At 66.7% G+C, this 21,201-nt stretch carries 17 protein-coding genes; 4 read left to right on the top strand and 13 right to left on the bottom strand.

All coding sequences use genetic code 11. The features are described 5' to 3' along the window. Positions 1–31 precede the first annotated feature (31 nt). From E8L99_RS09230 to E8L99_RS09255, 6 genes are all read right to left on the bottom strand, one after another. Positions 32–1,618, bottom strand: coding sequence for a hydantoinase B/oxoprolinase family protein (locus E8L99_RS09230; protein ID WP_137099262.1), 1,587 nt, complete (start codon positions 1,616–1,618; stop codon positions 32–34). Further along, on the bottom strand, positions 1,615–3,612 hold the full coding sequence (locus tag E8L99_RS09235) for a hydantoinase/oxoprolinase family protein (RefSeq protein ID WP_137102039.1): 1,998 nt from the start codon (positions 3,610–3,612) through the stop codon (positions 1,615–1,617). Before E8L99_RS09235 ends, E8L99_RS09230 begins: the two co-directional genes overlap by 4 nt. A 417-nt stretch (positions 3,613–4,029) precedes the next feature. Next, on the bottom strand, positions 4,030–5,412 hold the full coding sequence (gene hydA / locus E8L99_RS09240) for a dihydropyrimidinase (protein WP_137099263.1): 1,383 nt from the start codon (positions 5,410–5,412) through the stop codon (positions 4,030–4,032). A 201-nt stretch (positions 5,413–5,613) separates the two neighbouring features. Continuing rightward, entirely contained in the window at positions 5,614–6,756 is a 1,143-nt protein-coding gene (locus tag E8L99_RS09245; protein ID WP_137099264.1) for an acyl-CoA dehydrogenase family protein, read from the bottom strand. A 28-nt stretch (positions 6,757–6,784) separates the two neighbouring features. Further along, positions 6,785–7,570: an enoyl-CoA hydratase-related protein gene (locus E8L99_RS09250; RefSeq protein WP_137099265.1), complete on the bottom strand. Its 786-nt coding sequence runs from the start codon at positions 7,568–7,570 to the stop codon at positions 6,785–6,787. Then, positions 7,567–8,724 carry an acyl-CoA dehydrogenase family protein gene (locus tag E8L99_RS09255; protein WP_137099266.1) on the bottom strand — a complete coding sequence of 386 codons (1,158 nt, stop codon included), beginning with the start codon at positions 8,722–8,724 and terminating at the stop codon, positions 7,567–7,569. Before E8L99_RS09255 ends, E8L99_RS09250 begins: the two co-directional genes overlap by 4 nt. Before the next feature lie 293 nt (positions 8,725–9,017). On the opposite strand from E8L99_RS09255, the gene E8L99_RS09260 reads away from it, so the two are divergent. The 4 genes from E8L99_RS09260 to E8L99_RS09275 all read left to right on the top strand — a co-directional run bounded on the left by E8L99_RS09260 (position 9,018) and on the right by E8L99_RS09275 (position 14,006). Beyond that, positions 9,018–9,866 carry a MaoC family dehydratase gene (locus E8L99_RS09260; RefSeq protein ID WP_137099267.1) on the top strand — a complete coding sequence of 283 codons (849 nt, stop codon included), beginning with the start codon at positions 9,018–9,020 and terminating at the stop codon, positions 9,864–9,866. Positions 9,867–9,878: 12 nt separating this feature from the next. Further along, positions 9,879–12,194, top strand: coding sequence for a molybdopterin-dependent oxidoreductase (locus E8L99_RS09265; RefSeq protein WP_252511306.1), 2,316 nt, complete (start codon positions 9,879–9,881; stop codon positions 12,192–12,194). An 82-nt stretch (positions 12,195–12,276) separates the two neighbouring features. Next, entirely contained in the window at positions 12,277–13,059 is a 783-nt protein-coding gene (locus E8L99_RS09270; protein WP_137099268.1) for an SDR family oxidoreductase, read from the top strand. 11 nt (positions 13,060–13,070) lie between these two features. Then, positions 13,071–14,006: a BKACE family enzyme gene (locus tag E8L99_RS09275; RefSeq protein ID WP_137099269.1), complete on the top strand. Its 936-nt coding sequence runs from the start codon at positions 13,071–13,073 to the stop codon at positions 14,004–14,006. Positions 14,007–14,416: 410 nt separating this feature from the next. On the opposite strand, the gene E8L99_RS09280 is transcribed toward E8L99_RS09275, so the two are convergent. Genes E8L99_RS09280 through E8L99_RS09310 form a run of 7 tightly spaced genes read right to left on the bottom strand, consistent with a single transcriptional unit; the run spans position 14,417 to position 21,189 of the window. Beyond that, positions 14,417–14,869 carry a MaoC family dehydratase gene (locus E8L99_RS09280; RefSeq protein ID WP_137099270.1) on the bottom strand — a complete coding sequence of 151 codons (453 nt, stop codon included), beginning with the start codon at positions 14,867–14,869 and terminating at the stop codon, positions 14,417–14,419. Further along, positions 14,866–16,563: a long-chain-fatty-acid--CoA ligase gene (locus E8L99_RS09285; RefSeq protein ID WP_215907064.1), complete on the bottom strand. Its 1,698-nt coding sequence runs from the start codon at positions 16,561–16,563 to the stop codon at positions 14,866–14,868. Before E8L99_RS09285 ends, E8L99_RS09280 begins: the two co-directional genes overlap by 4 nt. After that, positions 16,560–17,336: an enoyl-CoA hydratase-related protein gene (locus E8L99_RS09290; protein WP_137099271.1), complete on the bottom strand. Its 777-nt coding sequence runs from the start codon at positions 17,334–17,336 to the stop codon at positions 16,560–16,562. The genes E8L99_RS09285 and E8L99_RS09290 overlap by 4 nt, the downstream gene beginning before the upstream one ends. Continuing rightward, the gene (locus E8L99_RS09295; protein ID WP_137099272.1) at positions 17,333–18,361 is read right to left on the bottom strand and encodes an oligopeptide/dipeptide ABC transporter ATP-binding protein; all 1,029 of its coding nucleotides are present in this window, start codon (positions 18,359–18,361) and stop codon (positions 17,333–17,335) included. The genes E8L99_RS09290 and E8L99_RS09295 overlap by 4 nt, the downstream gene beginning before the upstream one ends. Then, positions 18,358–19,335 (bottom strand): ABC transporter ATP-binding protein, encoded by a 978-nt coding sequence (locus tag E8L99_RS09300; RefSeq protein WP_252511307.1) that lies wholly within the window; start codon positions 19,333–19,335, stop codon positions 18,358–18,360. Before E8L99_RS09300 ends, E8L99_RS09295 begins: the two co-directional genes overlap by 4 nt. Beyond that, positions 19,332–20,177 carry an ABC transporter permease gene (locus E8L99_RS09305; RefSeq protein WP_137099273.1) on the bottom strand — a complete coding sequence of 282 codons (846 nt, stop codon included), beginning with the start codon at positions 20,175–20,177 and terminating at the stop codon, positions 19,332–19,334. Before E8L99_RS09305 ends, E8L99_RS09300 begins: the two co-directional genes overlap by 4 nt. Further along, positions 20,170–21,189, bottom strand: a complete 1,020-nt coding sequence (locus E8L99_RS09310; protein WP_137099274.1) for an ABC transporter permease — start codon at positions 21,187–21,189, stop codon at positions 20,170–20,172. Before E8L99_RS09310 ends, E8L99_RS09305 begins: the two co-directional genes overlap by 8 nt. Positions 21,190–21,201: the final 12 nt, after the last annotated feature.

Here is a 21,201-nt window from a genome sequence, read left to right on the forward strand (position 1 = left end):
GGTCCCTCGTCAAGGCCTCTGCATGAGCGGATCAGGCCCGGTCAGCCGGATTGCCGAAGCCGCCGCCGCCGCAGCTTTCCAGCGTGACGAGATCGCCCGCCTTCAGCAGCATGTTGGTCTTGCCGGGGATTGTCTCACTCTTCCCGTCGCGCTCCAGCCGGATCGTGTAGGGCTTGCCGGGCTGGCCACCCTTCAGCCCGAAGGTCGGCATCACCGAGCGCTCGACGCAGGTTGTCAGCCACATCGAGGGCGAAAGCACCCGGTAGCTGCGGACCACGCCGTCGCCGCCGTTGAACTGGCCCTTGCCGCCGGCATCCCGGCGGATCGCCTGCCGCTCGACGCGGATCGCATAATTCGCCTCCACCACTTCGGCAGGCGTGTTCGACGTGTTGGTGAGATGGACGCGGGTCGCGGGGCAACCGTCGCGGTCGTGCCGGGCGCCTTCGCCGCCGCCATGGACCTCGTAGAACATGCGCCACGATTGATCGGGCATAGGTTCTGCGAATGCCATCAGTCCTGAGGTAGCCGGTCCGCCGGCCGACAGCCGTTCGGGAATCACATGTTCCATGGCCATGAACACCGCATCGACGATGCGCATCGAGGTCTCATGATTGCCGGCGGCGACCGCGGCATTCCAGCCCGGTTCGAAGATCGAGCCGGGGCGGGTGATGATGGTCAGCGGGCGCAACGCGCCGGCATTCTGCTGCATGTCGCGGCCGCTCAGGATGCGGGCGGCATAGGCCACAGCCGAGCGCGCGATGAACGGCGTCGTGTTGCAGAAATTGGCGATCCGGTCGCTGGAACCCGAGAGGTCGAAGGTCGCCTCGTCGCCTTCGATCTTGATCAGCACATGGATGCGCGCCGGCTCACCGTTCGGCCCGCCATCGTCGAGGAAATCTTCGCCCTCATAGGTGCCGTCCGGCAACTCGGCGATCGCCGCGCGCATCTCGGCTTCCGAGAGATCGTGCAGGCGCGTCATCGCGGCGATGAACGTGTCGGTGCCATATTGCGCGCACATCTCGCGGATGCGTCGCTCGGCGGCGGTGGTTGCTGCGAGCTGTGCCATCAGGTCGCCCTCGCAGGAGACGGGATCGCGCACATTGGCCAGGATGAAGTCGAGTACCGGCTTGTTGATGCCGGCTGCTGTCGTGATCGGCATCGGCGGGATGCGGATCGCCTCCTGGAACGTGTCGAAGGCTTGCGCCAGATAGCTGCCGGGCCAGGTGCCGCCAACATCGGGCCAATGGGCGAGGCTGAGCGCGAAGGCGGTGAGCTTGCCGTCGACGAAGACGGGCCTCGCGACCTTCACGTCATTGAGGTGGTTCCCGCCGAGCGCGCCGACATTGTAGATGATCGCATCGCCCTCCTTCATGTCCGCCGCCGGGCAGACCTTGAGGAGTTCCTTGATCGTATAGGCCATGGCGCCGAGATGGATCGGGATGTCGCGGCCCTGGCCGACCAGCCCGCCCTCGGCATCGGTGATCGCCGACGACAGGTCGCCGGCCTCGCGCAGCAGCGGCGAGCGCGCCGAACGCGTCATCACCAGGCTCATCTCTTCCGCCGCAGCCGACAGGCCGTGGCGGATCACTTCGACGACGAAGGGGTCGAGCGTGCTCATGCGGGCCTCCGGGTCAGGAAGAGATTGCCGAGATCGTCGGGCCTTGCCTCCCAACCGGGCGGCAGCACGACGGTCGACCAGGCATCCTCGATGATGGCGGGCCCGGCGATCGTGCCGGCCAGCGTCTCGCGGGCGAGCACCTGGGTCTGGACCTCCTTGGCCCCGGCAAAGATGCAGGCGCGGCTGCGTCCGGCGACCGGCGGGCGGCCGATATCGGGCCTGGAGAACGGCGTGGACGAGGGCTTCACCGCCTTGATGCGGATGGATTCGATCACGCAGGTCTCTTGCGTCGCATAGCCGAAGAGGTCGCGGTGGCGGGCATGGAAATCCGCCTGCAGCTTTGCCGTGTCGAGCGGCACGAAGAAGGGGATCGGGATCGAATCCGACTGCGCCGCGTAACGCATCAGCGCGACATGCTCGACTGTGATGTCGGCCTCGGCAATGCCGTTGGCGATCAGCGGCGTGGTGGCTTCCAGCGTCAGTTCGGCGACGCGCTCCGCGAACAGCTCTGACTGGAAGCCCGCAAGCGACATGCGCACGGTGCGCTGCTGCAGGAACGAGAAATCCGCCGTCAGGCAGCCGAGCGCTGAGAACGCACTCGAGGCCGCCGGCACGATGATCTCGTTCAGCCCATACATGTCGGCAAGGCCGCTTGCATGCATCGGTCCCCCGCCGCCGAAGGCGAGCAGCGTACAGTCGCGGCCATCGACGCCGCGCTCCACCGTGACGCGCCGGAGCGCCCGCGCCATAGCGGCATTGGCGACCTGGATGATGCCGAGCGCTGTCTCGGCGAGGCCAAGGCCGAGCTTGTCGGCAATGGGCTGGATGGCACGCTTCGAGGCCTCGACATCGATTGTGATCGTGTCGCCGAGCCGGGCTTCCGGATCGAGATAGCCGAGCACCGCATTGGCGTCGGTGATGGTGGCAGCCGTACCCCCGCGCCCGTAGCAGGCGGGGCCCGGCACGGAGCCGGCGCTCTTCGGGCCAACCGTCAGCCCGCCCGGCCCGAGATTGACGATGGAGCCGCCGCCCGCACCGATCGAATGGACGGCGAGCATGGGTTGGCGCAGCGGACGCCCCCCCATCATCCGGGTATCGGTCATCTCGGCGGCGCCATCGACGATCAGGCAGACATCGGTGGTGGTGCCGCCCATGTCGAAGGTCAGCACGCGCGGGCGCTTCAGGTCACGCGCGATGCGCGCCGAGGCCGAGACGCCGGCCGCCGGTCCCGACATGGCCATGACCAGCGGGCGGCGCTTCACCGCCGGCAGGGGCACCATGGCGCCGGCCGAATGGAATACCTGGAGGCCCGCGCCGATCGGCAGCCGCTCTTCCAGCTCGGTCAGATACTCGACCGCAATCGGCATGGCCGCCGCGTTGAATGCCGTCGAAGACGCCCGCTCGTACTCGCGTGCTTCCGGGTTGATCTCGTGGGAGACGCAGACATGCGGCACGGCGCCGGCAATGCGCTCGGCCAGCAGCTTCTCGTGCGCAGGATTGGCGTAGGAATGGAGCAGGCAGATCGCGACGCTCTGCACGGCGTTGGCCTTCAGCCAGGCGAGCAGGCGCTCGATCTCGCTTTCCGCCAGCGGTTCCAGCACGGCGCCCGTATGGTCCAGCCGCTCCTTGATGCCGAAGCAGAGCGAGGGCGGCACCAGCGGCGGCGCCTTTGGCGGGATGTCCAGCCGGTAAAGCTCCTGCCGGCGATAGCGCGCGATCTCCAGCACGTCCTCGAAGCCTGCGGTCGCGACCAGCGCCACGCGCGGCAGGCGCTCTTCCACTAGCGCGTTGGTGACGCGCGTCGTGCCATGGACGAAGCGCCTGACATCGTCGGCGCCGAGGCCGACAGCCGCCAGCGCTTCCATCATGGCCTGCACCGGCGCATCGGGCCTGGACGGCACCTTGGCGATGCGGGTCTCATTGGTCCCAGATTTCACGGCAATGATGTCGGTGAACGTGCCGCCGATATCGGTTCCGATGTCCCACGACCTCATCAGCACGTCTCTCGTCTTCTCGGGCGGCCGCGGCGCCGCGTGGCGCGCAGGCTCGACCCTCAATGGGGTTCACGCCCATGAGGAAAGGCGGAACGCTGGCTCAAAGGAAGTGCCAGTTCAAGGGCAAAGACGTGAGCCAGTTGTTGCGGTGCGGCAAAATCAGTGCGTTGCTCCTGTCCGGTATCGTTTGAGCCCGCTCTTGACCAGGCAGCCCCGACGTCACCCCCGGCGAGCGAAGCGAGGGAAGGGGGTCCAGGAGTCGCTGGCGCAAATCTCTCCAACTCGGGGATGGCCCGCACCGGGCGGCCCCTGGATCCCCTTCCCTCGACGCTGCGCGTCTCGCCGGGGATGACGGATGTCCTCGCGGGGAGGGTGTGCTCCGAAGCGATTGCTCGACCGAGCGCCGCGCCTCAATCGTCAGCCCACAGCCACCGGCTTGCGATGGAGATAGCGCCCGTCGCCGGCCTTGCCGAGGAAGCGGTCATTCTCCACCGCGATCTCGCCGCGCCGGATGGTCATGACCGGCCATCCCGTCAGATCCATGCCGTCGAACGGATTGTAGCCGATCGGCCCGTAATGGCTGTCGACGGTCATCTTCCGGCGCGTGTGGGGATCGATGATGACGAGATCGGCATCGGCGCCCGCGGCAATCGCGCCCTTTTCCGGGGCGAGGCCGAAGAGCCGCGCGGCACTGCCCGCCCAGGCATCAGTGAAGCGCTCCAGCGTCATGCGGCCGGAAGCAACGCCCTGCGTGTAAAGCACCGGCAGGCGGGCCTCGACGCCTGGCATGCCATTGGCGATCGTGTCGAACCGGTCCTTGCCCAGCGCCTTGGCATGGGCGTCGTAGGAAGCATCGTCCGAGGTGACGATGGAAAGCGAACCCGAGGCAAGTCCGCGCCACAGCCGGTCCTGGGTCGCCTTGTCGCGCAAGGGCGGGCTCGCCACGAACAGATGGCCGTCGGGCCGGTCATAGACCTCGTCGGTCAGCGCCAGGTAATGGGTGCAGGTCTCGGCGCTGACCTTCCGGCCCTTCGCCTGGGCCGCCTCGATCAGGTCGAGCGCGGGGCCAGAGGCGAGGTGGAAGATGTGGATCTGCGCGCCCGCGTCATCGGCCAGCAGCATGGCGCGCGACACGGCTTCGGTCTCGGCGAGTGCCGGCCGCGACAGGGCGTGAAAGCGCGGCGCGAAATCTCCCGCCGCGACATGGCGGGCGATGGCGCGCTCGATGATCGAGGCGTTCTCCGCATGCAGCACGAAGTTCTGCCCGGTCTTCGCCGCCGCATGCATCAGCTCCAGCAGCGGGCCGTCCTTCACCTCGAGCCCTTCGGACTCGTAGATCATGTAGACCTTGAACGAGCTGGCACCCGCCGCCAGCAGGCCCGGCGCCTCGGCCAGCGTCTGGTCGTTGATGTCGGTTGCGATCAGATGCAGGCCATAGTCGCAGGCGACGTTGCCGTCGGCCTGTTTGCGGCGATAGGCGAGGCCGTCGAGCATGGAGCGGCCGCGCCGCTGCAGCGCGAAGTCGATGACGGTCGTCACCCCGCCGCGCAGCGCCGCCGCCGTGCCGGACGTGAAGTCATAGACGCTCTTCTGTCCCATGAAGGAGATGAGGAAATGCACGTGCGGGTCGATGCCGCCCGGCAGCACGATGCGGTCGCGCGCCTCGACGATGCGGGTGCCCCGACCGGTGCCGGGGCCCACGATGTCGAGGATGCGGCCGTCCTTCACCAGCACGTCGCCAAGCGCAGCACCGTCCGGCTTCGCCACCATGCCGCCGGCAATCACCAGATCAGCGTTCATCACCGTCTCCGTGGTTCTCGGACCCTCGGCGTTTAACGAGCGCCACCTCAACGCTCGTCATGCCCGGGCTTGTCCCGGGCATCCACGACTTTGGTTCCGCTCGCTCAAGTGTCGAAGGCGTGGATGCCCGCCACCAGGGCGGGCATGACGTTGGATAGTGCTGTTCAGGTCGTTTCGGATGTTCCTGAACGCGACCGGCACCTACCGCAGCATCTCGCGCGAAATCACGATACGCAGGATTTCCGACGTGCCGCCGCCGATCTCGGCGAGCTTGGCATCGCGGTAGTGCCGCTGCATGTCGAATTCCATCAGATAGCCCCAGCCGCCCATCATGCGCATGCCGTTGAGGGCCGCCCGCATATAGGTCTCGGACGAGGCCAGATTGGCGATCGCGCTCTGCTTGTTATTGGGGATGTGGCGGTCGACCAGATTGGCGCTGCGATAGAGCAGCAGGCGCGCCGCATCGATCTCCATCTCCATGTCGGCGAGCTTGGCGCGGGTCAGCTGGAAATCGGCGATCCGCTGGCCGAACTGCTGGCGCTCCTTGGTATAGGTCAGCGACTTGTCGAGGCAGGACTGCGCCGCCCCCACATTGACCGCCGAGAGGCAGCAGCGCTCGTAGTCGAGCGTCTTCAGCACGTTGCGCCAGCCGCGGTTGACCTCGCCGATCAGGCTGTCCTTCGGGATGCGGACGTCGGTGAGGAAGATCTCGTTGAGATCCATCGGCTTCAGGCCGAGCTTCTTCAGCCGCCGGATTTCGACGCCGGGCGTTTTCGGATCGAGCAGGAACATGGTGATGCCGTCATGCTTCGGCGCGTCCACGTCGGAACGGGCCATCAGCAGGATGTAGTCGGCGACCTGGGCGCAGGAGCAGAACATCTTCTGCCCGTTGATCACCCATTCATTGCCCTCCAGCACCGCGCGGGTCTTGAGGGATGCCGCATCCGACCCGGAATTGGGTTCCGACAGCGAGAAGGCGAAGCGGATCTCGCCGCGCGCGATCTTCGGCAGGAGCGTCTTCTTCTGCTCCTCGGTGCCGAAATGGGCGATCGCGTCGGCGGCGATGATGACGGACGTGTAGTAGCAATTGGCACCGGCCTCGAAGTGCCAGGCGAATTCCTCGAGGAACACCGCGATATCGGTGCACGAGCCGCCGGTGCCGCCATATTCTTCCGATATCGGCAGGCCGAGCCAGCCCTGCTTGGCCAGCTTGTCGAACAGCTCGACCGGAAAGCGCTCCTGCTCGTCGCATTCGCGGACATATTCGATCGGGCATTCGCGCGTCAGGAACTGGCGGAGCGCGTCGCGCATGGCGCGCTGGTTGTCATTCAGCTCAAAGTCCATGTCGAACCCTCGCGTCCATCTCGCATCATCATTTGCCGGTCCAGCGCGGCGGTCTTTTCTCGGCGAAGGCGCGCGGGCCTTCCAGAAAATCGTCGGAGGCGCGCATGCGCTTATGGGCGGGCAGACCCCGCTTCAGCACCGCGAAGGCCTCGGCATCGGAGAGCGCCTCCACCTCGCGGGTAATCTCCAGCAGCGCCTCGACGGCGAGCGGAGCGCACGAGACGATCTGCGCGGCAATGGCGCGGGCCTCATCCATCAGCTGGTCGCGCGGCACAATCCGATTGACGAAGCCGAGACGCAGGCCTTCCTCGGCTGAGAGCCGGCGCCCGGTGAGCAGCAGTTCGGAGGCGATATTGACCGGCAGGCGGCGATGCGCGCGCCACAGGCCGCCGGCTTCCGGAATGAAGCCGCGCTGCAGCTCCGGCAGGGCGAATTCGACATGCGGCGCGCAGATGACCAGCGTCGCCATCAGCGAGAACTCGAAGCCCCCGCCGACCGCCAATCCGTTCACCGCCGCGATCACCGGCTTGATGAGATCGGTGCGCTTCAGGCCCATGAAGCCGTTGGGCCCGAAATTCTCCGAGGTCTCGCCGGCGGCCACCGCCTTCAGGTCCCAGCCTGCCGAGAACATCCGGTCGCCGGTGGCGGTGACGATGGCGCAGCGCAGTTCCGGCGTGTCGTTCAGGCGGGTGAGCGCCGCGTCGAGATCCTGGCTTGCCTGTTCGTTGAAGGCATGGGCCGGCGGGTGGTCGAAGGTGATCTCGAGGACCGGTCCCTTCGCCTCGATCCGGACCCGCGACGGCTGGGCGCTCATGCGTGGAACTCCCGCAGCACATCCTTCGAGATGATGTCGCGGTGGATTTCGGAAGTACCTTCCCAGATGCGCTCGACGCGGGCATCGCGCCAGAACCGCTCCAGCGGCATGTCCTTGGTGACACCCATGCCGCCGAGGATCTGAAGCGCGTTGTCCGTCACGCGGCCGACCATTTCCGAGCCGAACAGGTTGACCTGCGAGGCCTCACGCTGGGTGATGATGCCGGCATCCATCTTGGCGGCGGCATCCAGAACCATCAGGCGGGTCGCGTGGATCTCGGTCGCCATGTCGGCGAGCTTGAAGGCCGTGCCCTGATATTGCCCGATGGTCTGGCCGAAGGCCTTGCGGGTATTGGCCCATTGGGCGGCAATGCCCATGGCCCGCTCGGCGAGGCCGACGCAATTGCCGGCGAGCATCACGCGGCCGGAAAAGATCCAGCTCTTGGCGATGGCGAAGCCACCGCCTTCCTGTCCAAGGATGTTGCGCGCCGGCACGCGCACGTCCTCGAACGAGATGATGCAGCTCTTCATGCCGCGGTTCGACAGCACGTCGAGCGGCGTGACCGTGATGCCGGGCGTCGCCTTGTCGACCAAGAGCGCGGTGATCCGCTTCTGCGGTCCGCGCGGCGTTTCCGCCATGCCGGTCACCGCGAACAGGATGATGAAATCCGCCCGCATCGCCATGGTGATGAACTGCTTGGTGCCGTTGACGATGAAATCATCGCCGCGCCGCTCTGCCTTGGTGGTGATGGCGCGGGCGTCGGAGCCGGCGCCCGGCTCGGTCAATGCAAAGCACTCCCAGCGCTCGCCGCGGATCGTCGGCTTGAGATAGGTCTCGATCTGGTCGCCCTCGCAGGCCTTCAGGATCGGAGCAGGGCGATTGCAGGCCATGGCGAGTGCGCGCGACGTGCGGCCGAACTCGATCTCGGCGATGCAGCGCTGGCTCGCGCCAAGCCCGCCGCCGCCATATTCCTCCGGCATGTTCAGCGCGTAATAGCCGGCGGCGATCGCCTTGTCCTGCAGCTCGCGGAACAGGTCGTCGGGCACCGCATCCAGCTTCTCGACGAGGTCCTCGTGCGGCTGCAGCTCCTTCTCGACGAAGCCGCGCACGCCCTCGGCGATCATCTTCTGCTCGTCCGTCATCGCAAGACTCATGGCGAAACCATCCGGTGGCGGTCAATTCTGGCGGGCGATGCAAGATCGCACTGCCGTTTCAATTCTGAAAACGTCGTTTCGACATATGAGCTATCGCCCAAAAGCTGTCAACGCGACGAAACGGTTTGGACGGGCCGTCTCCGGGAGGAGGCGAAAGCGAGCAAAACGGCCTCCAGACTGACCCTTTCGCAGCAAGACATCAGCGTTGCGTTTTAATATGTGAGACGGCGTTGCAAAAATGGAAGGGCCATTGCATCCTCGTAGACGTGAGATGACCAGCAGCCGGATTCATCGTGCCTCTCGACGCTCAGCGCCTCCTTTCCATCGACATGCTACCGCGCTCCGTTGCCTACGGCGACCGCGAAGCGATGCTTTATGCGCTGGCCGTCGGCCTCGGGCGAACGGGTGGCGATAGCGATCTTCGCTTCGTCTACGAAGACGGCCTCGCCGTCGTGCCGAGCTTCGCAACCGTTCTCGCCTTTGACGACAGCTGGCTCGCCGATGCGGGTATCGACCTCGCCCATGTCGTTCATGGCGCGCTTGATATTGCGTTCGAACAGCCCTTCGCGCCGGCGGGCGCCGTTGATGTCGCCTTCAGGATCGCCGGGCTCTCCGACAAGGGCGCCGGCAAGGGCGGACTGGTTCATCAGGAGACCATCCTGAGCCAGAATGGTGCTGCCGCCTGCACGGTGCTTTCTAGCCTGTTCGTGCGCGGCGGTGGCGGCTTCGGCGGCTCGGTTGGCCGCGACATTCCCTCCGAACGCCTGCCGGACCGCACGGCCGACGACAGCGTCGTGGTCGAAACCCGCCTCGAGCAGGCGCTGCTGTTCCGCCTGCTCGGCGACCGCAATCCGCTCCATGCCGATCCGGCGATCGCCAGGGCCAGCAGCTTCGACCGGCCGATCCTCCATGGCGCCTGCACCTTCGGCATTGCCTGCGCGACCGTGCTGCGTCGCTTCTGCGCCCTTGATCCCGCCCGGCTCGGCCGTTTCGCAGCCCGCTTCGCCGGCCCGCTCTATCCCGGCGAGACGCTGGGCTTCTCGTTCTGGATCGACGGCGACCGGATCGGATTTCGCGCTGTGGCCGTCGAACGCGGCGCCATCGTGCTCGACAACGGCCTCGCCATCGTCAGAGAGGCCTGAGGGACAGACCGGATGAGCGCGAGCGGCACCTATATGCTGACCCATTGGGGCGCCTACCGGGCGCAGACCGTGGGCGGCCGCCTCCTCGCACTGGATCCGCTGGAGACCGACCGGGACCCGTCGCCCATCGGCGCATCGATCCCCGGCGCGCTCACCGACGGCATGCGCATCACCCAGCCGATGGTGCGCACGTCCTATCTCGACCACGGCCCGGCCTCGCGGGAGAAGCGTGGCCGCGACACGTTCACGCCGGTCTCATGGGACATTGCGATCAAGCTGGTGTCCGACGAGATCGCCCGCGTCAGGCGCGACCACGGCCATGCCTCGGTCTTCGGCGGCTCCTATGGCTGGGCGAGCGCCGGCCGCTTCCACCATGCGCTAAGCCAGATCCACCGGTTTCTGAGGCTCGGCGGCGGCTATACCGATCAGGTCAACACGCACAGCTACGCTGCGGCTGAAGTCTTGCTGCCCCATGTGCTCGGCAGCCGGGACAGCCTGGACGGCAATCACACGCCCTGGGAACTGATCATCGGCCACACCGAGCTGTTCGTCGCCTTTGGCGGGCTGCCGCTCAAGAACGCCCAGGTGAGTGCTGGTGGCGTCGGCCATCACAATGTTCGCGATCGCCTGATGGCGGCGCGCGCGGCTGGTACCGATTTTGTCAATATCAGCCCGATCGCCGCCGACATGGACCCGGCACTCCAGGCGGAGTGGCTGGCGGTGAGGCCCAATACCGACACCGCCCTGATGATGGGCCTTGCCCATACGCTGGTCGCCGAGGGCCTGCACGACCGGGCCTTCCTCGACCGCTACACGACAGGCTTCGACCGTTTCCTGCCCTACCTCATGGGTGAGACCGACGGTCAGCCCAAGAATGCGGACTGGGCCGCCGCCATCACCGGCCTCCCGCCCGAGACCATCCGCACGCTGGCCCGCCGAATGGCGAAGAGCCGCACGATGATCGCGGTCGCCTGGGCGCTTCAGCGCGCCGACCACGGCGAGCAGCCGCTCTGGATGGCCATAACGCTGGCCTGCATGCTCGGCCAGATCGGTCTTCCCGGCGGCGGTTTCGGCTTCGGCTATGGCGGCAGCAACCGCATCGGCACCTCACCCCACGGCTTCTCCTGGCCGGCGCTGCCGCAGGGCGAGAACCCGATCGATTCCTTCATTCCCGTCGCCCGCGTCGCCGACATGCTGCTCAATCCCGGCGCGCCATTCGACTATGACGGGAAGGAATACACCTATCCCGATATCCGGCTGATCTATTGGCTTGGCGGCAACCCGTTCCATCACCAGCAGGACGTGAACAAGCTGATGCAGGCCTGGCGCCGGCCCGAGACGGTGATCGTCCACGAGCCCTGGTGGAACGCGCTGGCGAAAAACGCCGACATCGTCCTGCCCTGTACCACCTCCTTCGAGCGCAATGACCTCGGCATCGCCCGTGGCGAGGCGCATCTCTTCGCCATGCGCCAGGCGGTCGAACCGGTCGGCGAGGCGCGCAGCGACTACACCATTCTCGCCGATATCGCCGGCCGTCTCGGCTATGGCCAGACCTTCACCGACGGCCTCGACGAGATGGGCTGGGTGCGCCACCTCTACGCCCTGTCGCGCCAGCGCGCGGCCGCCAACGACCTGTCGCTGCCCGATTTCGAAACGTTCTGGGAGATGGGCCACGTCCGGCTACCGCCGCCGACCGAGTACCGCAGCCTGTTCCAGTCGTTCCGCGAAGACCCTTTGGGGCAGCCCCTCGCCACGCCGTCGGGCCGGATCGAGATCTATTCGGAGCGGATTGCCAGCTTTGCCTATGCCGATTGTCCGGGACATCCGGTCTGGCTGGAACCGGCGGAATGGCTCGGCAGCCCGGAGACCGCGCGCTTCCCGCTGCACCTGATCTCGAACCAGCCGACGACCCGGCTGCACAGCCAGTATGACAACGGCGCGGTGAGCCGCGCCTCCAAGATCAGCTGCCGCGAGCCCGTCTCGATCCATCCCGTCGATGCGGCGGCGCGCGGCATTGTCGCGGGCGATGTGGTGCGCCTGTTCAACGATCGCGGCGCCTGCCTCGCCGGCGTCATCATCACAGAGACCGTCTCGCCCGGTGTCGTCCAGCTATCGACCGGCGCCTGGTCCGATCCAGACCCCGCGACCGACGACCGGCCGCTCGACCGCCACGGCAACCCCAACGTGCTGACGCTGGATATCGGCACCTCGCGCCTGGCCCAGGGGCCGATCGCCCACAGCACGCTGGTGGAGATCGAGCGCTTTGCCGGCGAACTGCCGCCGGTCGGCGCCTTCACACCGCCGGTCATCGAGGCTCCGCGCCCATGACATCGGCCCTCATCAACCCGCCGGAGCCAGAACCCGGCAAGCAGAGCATCGGGCGGTCCTTCCGCCCATCAGGAGTGTCTTGATGACCGAGAAGACCTATTGGGCGGGAAAGCGCGCCATCGTCACGGCGGGCGCCGCCGGCATCGGCCTGTCCATTGCCGAGGCGCTCCACAAGGAGGGCGTCAAGGTCTGGATCTGCGATGTCGCCGCCGACAAGCTGGCTGAGGCCAAGGCGAAGCTGCCGGGTATCGGCGCCGTTGTCTGCGACGTCGCCGATCCGGCAGCCGTTGATAGCTTCGTCGCCGAGGCCGTGGCCGGCATGGGCGGTCTCGACTTCCTCATCAACAATGCCGGCATTGCCGGTCCTGCCGCGCCCGTCGAGGAAATCTCGACCGAGGATTGGCTGCGCACCATGGCGATCAACGTCAACGGCCAGTTCTTCGTGGCCCGTGCCGCCGTGCCGCATCTGAAGAAGAACGGCGAAGGCGTCATCGTCTGCATGGCCTCCGTTGCCGGCAAATATGCCTTCCCGCTCCGCTCGCCCTATGCCAGCTCCAAGGCGGCCGTCATCTCATTCGCGCGCGGCCTGTCGGTCGAGCTCGGGCCGCACAAGATCCGCGTCAATGCTATCGCGCCGGGCGTGGTCAGCGGCGATCGCATCCAGCGCGTCTTCACCGACCGGGCCAAGACCCGCGGCATCACCTACGAGGAGATGGAGGCGCTGGCGCTGAAGGCGGTGTCGCTCAAGACCATGGTCGATCCAGAAGAGATCGCCGAGCTCGTCAAGTTCCTTTGCGCGCCGACCGGTCGCGCCATTACCGGCCAGGTGCTCAGCATCTGCGGCGGCCTCGAATATACCGAATAAGGCGGGCAACCATGGCGAAATCACCGAAAGTCATCATCACCTGCGCCATCACCGGCGCGACCCATACCCCGACCATGTCGGAATATCTGCCGGTGACGCCCGACGCGATCATCGAGCAGGCGGCGGGTGCGGCGGAGGCGGGTGCTGCCATCCTCCATCTCCATGCGCGCGACGCCAAGACCAACCGCCCGACCGGCGATCTCGACACCTGGTTCCACATCCTGAAGTCGCTGAAGGGCCGCACCGACGCCGTCCTCAACATGACGACCGGCGGTTCCACCTACATGTCGATCGAGGAGCGCCTGGCCCCGCCGCTCGCCGCCGAGCCGGAACTCTGCTCGTGCAATATGGGCTCGATGAACTTCGGCACCTACACGATGATCCCGCGCTACCAGGGCAAGTGGAAGCACGACTGGGAGGAGGGCTATCTCGAGGCGAGCCGTGGCGCGATCTTCCGCAACACCTTCGCCGATATCGAGACGATCCTGACCAAGCTCGGCGACAAGGGCACCCGCTTCGAGTTCGAGTGCTATGACGTCGGCCACCTCTACAATCTCGCTCACATGGTGGATCGCGGCCTCGTCAAGCTGCCCATGTTCGTGCAGCTGATCATCGGGACGCTCGGCGGCATCGGCGCCGACCCCGAGAACCTGATGTTCATGAAGAAGACCGCCGACAAGCTGTTCGGCGATCAATATCGCTGGTCGGTTCTGGCCGGCGGCCGCAACCAGATTCCCCGCTGCACCATGTCGGCCTCGATGGGCGGCAATGTGCGTGTCGGCCTGGAGGACAGCCTCTATGCCGGGCCGGGCCGGCTCGCCACCTCCAATGCCGAGCAGGTGACGATGATCCGCAAGATCATCGAGGACCTGAGCCTGGAGGTCGCAAGCCCCGACGAGGCGCGCGCGATGCTCGGGCTGAAGGGCAAGGACAAGGTGGCGTTCTGAGGAGACGGGCTGACGGGCGACCGCTGCCAGGTCGCTCATTCGGCCTGCCTGCCTTCGATCCGATCCTCGTCGATGCCCGCAGCGTGTGAACGCCTCTTTCCGTCATGGCCGGGCTTGTCCCGGCCATCCACGTCTTGGGCTTCGGCGGTGGTCTTTCAGAAGGCGTGGATGCCCGCGCACCAAGGGCGGGCATGACGCACGTGAGGTGAGACGTCTTCGCCTAGCTTTCTCGCACTCCATCCTGACCTCATCCTGAGGTGCGAGGCGAAGCCGAGCTCGAAGGACCATTGCTCTCCGCCGGCGGAAAGGCGTCCTTCGAGACACGTTCGGCTGACGCCTCACGTGCACCTCAGGATGAGGTCAGGAGAGAACCGGCTCTCTCACGCAGGGGCCCTGTGGCCGCAGTGGCCTCACTCCGGCCGGTTCAGCAGCACGATTACATGGTCGCCGGAGGTGATCTTGGTGCCATCGCTGCGCACCAGCACGCCGCGCTCGGTAGCTATGCCGCGTCCGGGCTTGGAGCTTGGCCGCTTGTCGACCAATTCCAGTTCCAGATGAACAAGGTCTCCTGGCGCCAGCGGCGCATGGAACCGCACCTTGTCCCAACCGAGCGACGCCACCACGCTCTCCTCGAAACAGCCGATCTCGGCCTTGAGCCCCTCGATCAGGGCGAGGCCGAACAGCCCGTGGGCGATGCGGCCGGGAAAGCCGGCGCGCTTCGCAAAGGCCTCGTCCATGTGGACGGGATGGCGCTCGCCGGTGAGGTCGGCATAGCGGTCGATGTCATCGAGCGTGATCAGCCGCTCGGGGCTCCTCAGCACGGTACCGGGCACGAAGTCCTCGAACCAGATCTGCTCCGTCATGCCGTGCCTCCCGCGACCGCCGCGCGCTCCTGGTCCTGGAGCTTGCGCCAGTCGATCTTGTTGGAGCCCGAACGCGGCAGGGCGCTGACGAACTCCACCTGCCGCGGCGCCTTGTAGGCCGCCATGATGCCGCGCGCCCACTGGATCAGCTCTGCCGCTGTCAGTGACTGCCCGGCTTTCAGCACCACGAAGGCCTTGACCAGTTCGCCGCTATGGGAATCCGGTGCCGCGATGACGCAGCATTCCTGGATCGCGGGATGGCGATAGAGCATGGCCTCGCACTCGGCCGGCCACACCTTGAAACCGCTGACGCTGATCATCCGCTTCAGGCGGTCAACGAGGAAATAATAGCCGTCCTCGTCCCGGTAGCCGAGGTCGCCCGTGCGCAGAAAGAGATGTCCGTCCTGTTCCAGGAAAACTCCGGCATCCGCGTCGGGCCGGTTCCAGTAGCCGCGCATGATCTGCGGCCCGGCAATGATGATCTCACCCACCGTGCCATCGGGGACATTGTCCAGCGTTTCCGGGTCGATGACCTTGGAGATCGTCTCGTGGATGGGGATGCCGAGACACTGGGGCTTCGCCCGGTCCGGCGGGTTGATATGGGTCGCCGACAGGCTCTCGCTGAGGCCGTAGCCCTCCACGAAGGTCAGCCCATAGCGCTGCTGCAATTCCTCGACGACGGCCGCCGGCATGGTCGCGCCGCCGCCGGTCAGCGTCCGCAAATGCTTGAAATCGCTGGGTTCAAAACTGCTGGCTGCCAGCACGTCGACCACCATGGTGGGAGCAGCGCTCCAGCCGGTGACGTGATAGCGACGGAACAGTGGCCCGATCAGGTCGCGGTCCCAGCGGCACATGACGATGAGGGTCGCGCCGGCCGACAGCCCGCCATTCATCGAGAACTGCATGCCGGCGACATGGAACATCGGCATGAAGGCGGTGAGCACGCTGTCCTCGCCGAAGCCATACCATTCGGCCTGTGCGACGGCGGTGAACACCGCGCTCGCGTGGGGATGCATGCACGCTTTTGGCTTGCCGGTCGTGCCGGACGTGTAGGGCATGACGCAGAGATCGTTCCATCCGGCCGTATCGGGCCGGGGCGGCCGGGTTTCGCTCATCGCTGCAGCCCAACTGACGAATCCGGGGGGCAATTCGGCGGGCAGAACGCATTCTGCGATCACGGCCGGCAGCGTGAACGGCGCGGGGACGGGAATATCCTCACCATAGGCGGCAACCACGATCCTGAGCCCGTTCGCGGACAATGTCTTGAACCGCGCAATGAGCTCCGCCCCGATCAGCGCGATCTTCGCGCCGCTGTCTTCGGCGAGATAGGCGAGCTCGTCGGCGAGGTTCATCGGATTGACCGGCACGACGACACCGCCAGCACGCAGGATCGCCTGATAGGCGATGATGAAGTGCGGCGAGTTCTGCATGTCGAGCAGAACCCGGTCGCCGAAGGCGAGGCCCGCCTCATGCTGCAGCCAGGCGGCCAGCGTCTCGACCCTCGAAAGCAGATCGCGATAGCTGATCTCGGCGCCATAGAACACGATCGCTGTGCGGTCGGGCACGCGGGCGGCGGAGCGGCGCAGTGCCTCGCACATGGACTGGGGCAGGGGCCTGAGGCCGCGGCGCAAGCCCTTCGGCCAGAACGGACGCGGATCGGTGTCGGCGATGAAGGGCTCTCTATGTCCGGTCACGGTTCCCAGTCCGGTTGGCGCTTCTCGACGAAGGCGCGCGGGCCCTCGACACGGTTCGGCGATGCCCGCATCCGGCGATAGGCCGGCATGGGGCCGGTCCGCATCGCGGCATAGGCCTCCCGGATCGTCAGATGGCCCGTTTCGCGGATGATTTCCTTGGTGGCTGCGACCGAAGTGGGAGCCGCGCGCACGATCGCCGCGGCCAGTTCCAACGCTGTCGACAGCACGGCATCGGCAGCCACCACGCGGTTGACGAAGCCATGGCGGAACAGGTCCTCCGCGGTCAGCGGCAGACCGGTCAGCAGCAGTTCCATGGCGATCATCGGCGGCAGGATGCGTGGCGCGCGGATCACGCCGCCGCCCTCGGCCACCATGCCGTTTCGCGCCTCCGGCAGAACGAAGCGCGCGCCACTCGCCGCAACGACGAGATCGCAGGCGAGCGCCAGTTCGAACCCGCCTCCGGCAGCCGTGCCATTCACCGCCGCGATCACCGGCTTGTTCAGGCTGAATCGCTCGGTCAGCCCCATATAGCCGCCACGCCCGAACTGGTCCTCGTCATCGCGTCCGGCCGCGACCTCCTTGAGGTCCCAGCCCGCCGAGAAGAAGCGGTCCCCCGCACCGGTCACGATCGCCACGCGCAGGCTGGCATCGTCCTCGAACCGGTTGAACGCCGCATCCAGTCCGTCGCTCATCACCTGGTCGATGGCATTGGCCGGCGGCCGATCCATCGTGATGACGAGGATCGCGCCTTGCTCGACATGGGTGCGGATCATGACGTCACCCCTTCGGCACCTGCGACATCGACCGGGAAATGGCAGCGCACCCGGTGCCCCGGCGTGATCTCGTCGAGACGCGGCGGATGGCTGGCGCAGAAGCCAGTCTGGCGCGGGCAGCGTCCGTAGAAGCGGCAGGATGCGGGATCCGGATCGATCGGGCTGCGCGGCTCGCCGTCCAGTCGTTCGGCGGGAGGCTTCGGCGCACCCGGCAGGCGCGGAATGGCCGAGAGCAGGGCGCGCGTATAGGGATGGCGAGGCGCGCGGAACACCTCTTCCGCCGGTCCCTGCTCGACGATCTGGCCGAGATACATGACGACGATCCGGTCGCAGAGCAGGCGCACCACGTTGAGGTCGTGGCTGACGAACAGCTGCGCGATGCCTTCTTCGCGGCGCAGTCGTACGAGCAGCTTCAGGACCAGCGACTGCACGGAGACATCGAGCGCCGATGTCGGTTCGTCCAGAACCAGCAGGCTCGGCTCAACCGCCATGGCCCGCGCAATGCCGACGCGCGCCTTCTGGCCCCCGGACAGCTGGTGCGGATAGCGCGAGAACAGCTCGGGCGGCAGGCCGACCTGCGCTGCCGCGCGCGTCACCCGCTCGTCGATCGCCTGGCGGCTTTCCTTGCGGAACAGCTGGCGTGCCGGATCGGCAATGGCATCGCGCACCGAAAAGCGTGGATTGAGGCTTTCGGTCGGGTCCTGGAACACCATCTGGATGCGGCGGCGCAGCGCCGACCGCGCGAAGGCATTGGGACTGGTGCCGTGGATCGGCTCGCCATCCAGCAGGATCTGCCCGCGGTCCGGCTGGATCAGGCGGCTGATCAGGCGCGCAAGCGTCGACTTGCCGCAACCGGATTCGCCGACCAGGCCTACCGCCTCGCCCGGCATGATGGCGAGGTCGACGCCGTCGACGGCGTAGAGTTTCGGGACAGCCTGCTTGTTCAGCAACCGCTTCAACAGGCCAGCCTGCCTGCGCATCGGGAAGATCTTGGTCAGGCCGGTGGCTTCGATCACCGGTTTCATAGCGGCAGCCTGCAGGCAACGCTGTGGCCGGGGCCGCAGGGGGTGAGCGTGAGAGGCGCCGGGTCGCAGACGGCGCTGCGCCGTTCACAGCGCTCGGCGAAGCGGCAGGCGGGCAGATGGAGCCGGCGAAGATCCGGCAGCGAGCCCTCGATCGGCTGCAACTGATCGATGCTCTCGACAGCCGACGGCACGCTTGCCAGCAGCTTGGCCGTGTAGGGATGGCGCGGCGCACTGAACAGCGAGCTGACCGGCGCCGTCTCCACCACGTGGCCGGCATGCATCACGACGATCCGGTCGCAATATTCCGATGCCAGAGCCAGATCGTGGGTGATCAGGATGGCGCTCGCGCCCTCCGCCTTCACCGCATCGCGGAACAGGTCCATCACCACCGCCTGGGTGGTCACGTCGAGCCCGGTCGTCGGTTCGTCGGCGATCAGCAGCTTCGGCCGGCAGGCGAGCGCCATGGCGATGCCGACGCGCTGGCACATGCCGCCGGAGAGTTCGTAGGGGAAGGCCCGCGCGCGCCGCTCGGGGTCGGGAATGCGCACCTCGCGCAGCGCGGCCAGCGTCCGCTCGCGGATCTGCGTTGCGGGGCCTGGATCATGACGGGCAATGACATCGGCGATCTGCGTGCCGACGGCGCGGATCGGATTGAGCGCGGTGCGTGGGTTCTGGAACACGATCGACAGGTCGCGGCCGCGCAATTCGTCGAGTTCGGCTGTCTTGAGTGTCAGGAGGTCCTGGCCGGCGAACATGGCCCGCCCGGATGTCACGCGCGCTGCGGCGTCCAGCAGCCCCATCAGCGCGAAGGCGGTCACTGACTTTCCCGAACCGCTCTCGCCGACAATGCCGATCATCTCGCGCGGCTGGACGCGGAACGAGACATGCTCGAGGGCATGCACCACGCCGCTCCGCGTGCGGAACGAGACCGAGAGGTCATCGACCTCCAGCAAGGGCTGCACTGTCTCAGTCACGTCCGGCTCCGCGGGTCGACAATGTCGCGCAACCCGTCGCCGAGAAGATTGAACGAAAAGACGGCCAGCATCAGCGCCAGCCCCGGAAACAGCGCCAGCCACCAGCGTCCCGAGACGATGAATTGCGCGCCCTCGGCCACCATGATGCCCCATTCCGGCGTCGGCGCCCGCACGCCAAGCCCGATGAACGACAAGCCGGCGGCATTGAGCACGGCCCAGCCGAGATTGAGCGAGGCCTGGACCACCAGCGATGGCAACACGTTCGGTATGAGGATGGCGGTGAGGATGCGGCCATGGCCTGAGCCTCCCACGCGGGCCGCCTCAACATAGCCGAGCCCCCTGCGCACGCTGACCTCGGCGCGCGCAAGGCGGATATAGAAGGGCAGGTTGATGACGGCGGTGGCATAGACAACGCTCGACACCGAATTGCCCAAGGCTGCCACCATGGCCATGGCGAGCACGAAGAGCGGGAAGGCCATCAGCACGTCGACGACGCGACTGACGGTGGCATCCAGCCCGCCGCCGAAATAGCCGATCGTCGCGCCGATCATCGCGCCCGCCGCCATCGACAGGATGACCGCCGAAAAGGCGATCAGGAAATCCAGCCGGGTCGCGACAACGACGCGGGAGAACACGTCGCGGCCGAGTTGGTCAGTGCCGAACCAGTGGGCGAGCGACGGCGGCTGCAGCGCCACCGATGTCTGGGTGGCGATCGGGTCATAGGGAACGATCGACGGGCCGAAGATGGCACAGCCGAGTAGCGCCAGGAACAGCACCAGCGCCACGAGGTTCAGGGGGTTCTCGGCCAGGATGTAGCGCGCCAGCGCCAGCCGCTCATTCATGGGACGAGAGCCCCGCGCGCGGGTCGACCACGGAATAGGCGAGATCGACCAGAAGGTTCACCAGCACGAAGATCGCGGCCATGACCAGCATGAAGCCCTGGACCGGCGCGTAATCGAGATTGATCAGCGCATCGAGCGCATAGGAGCCGACGCCCGGCCAGGCGAAGACGCGCTCCACCAGCACATTGGCGCTCAGCATGTAGGAAAACACCATGCCGAGCGTGGTGATGATCGGCAGGAGCGCGTTGCGCAGCGCATAGGACATGACGACGGTGTGCCAGCGCAGGCCATTGGCGCGCGCGGTGCGGATGAAGTCGCTGCTCAAGGTGCCGAGCATCGCGGCGCGCGTCATGCGTGCCAGCGGCGCAATCGCGAAGATCGCCATGGTGGCTGCCGGCAGGATCAGCTGCGACAGCGCCGCCATGAAGGTCGAGCCATCGCGGGCGGCGAGCGCATCGACCAGCAGGAAGCCGGTGATGCGCGGCGGCACGGTGGCGAAGGGGTCGAGCCGACCCATCGGCTCGGGCGCAAGCCCCGCTAGATAGTAGAAGATGTAGATCAGCAGCAGACCGGTGACGAAGGTCGGCAGCGACACGCCGGCCGTGCTGACCAGCCGGCAGGCGTGATCAATGGCTGATCCCGGCTTGAGGGACGCACCGATCCCCAATGGCACGGCAATGGCGACCGCCAGCGCGAAGGCCAGCAGGGTCAGTTCGGCCGAGGCTGGCAGGCGCTGCAGCAGGTCGGTGACCACCGGTTGGCCGGAGGTGATCGAATTGCCGAGATCGCCATGCACCAGATCACGCAGATAGATCAGGAATTGCTGCCAGAGCGGCAGATGCAGGCCGAGCTTCTCGCGCACGGCCTGGATGGTTGCAGCGTCGGCCGTGGGGCTCGACGTGAAGAAAACGGCAGGGTCACCCGGCAGGATGCGGGTGAGCACGAAGGTCGCGATCGTCACGCCGAACAATGTCGGGACGATGCCGGCAATCCGACGCAGGAAGACGAACATTGACGGACCTCA

It is taken from the genome of Phreatobacter aquaticus (genome assembly GCF_005160265.1).
GTDB classification, from domain to species: domain Bacteria; phylum Pseudomonadota; class Alphaproteobacteria; order Rhizobiales; family Phreatobacteraceae; genus Phreatobacter; species Phreatobacter aquaticus.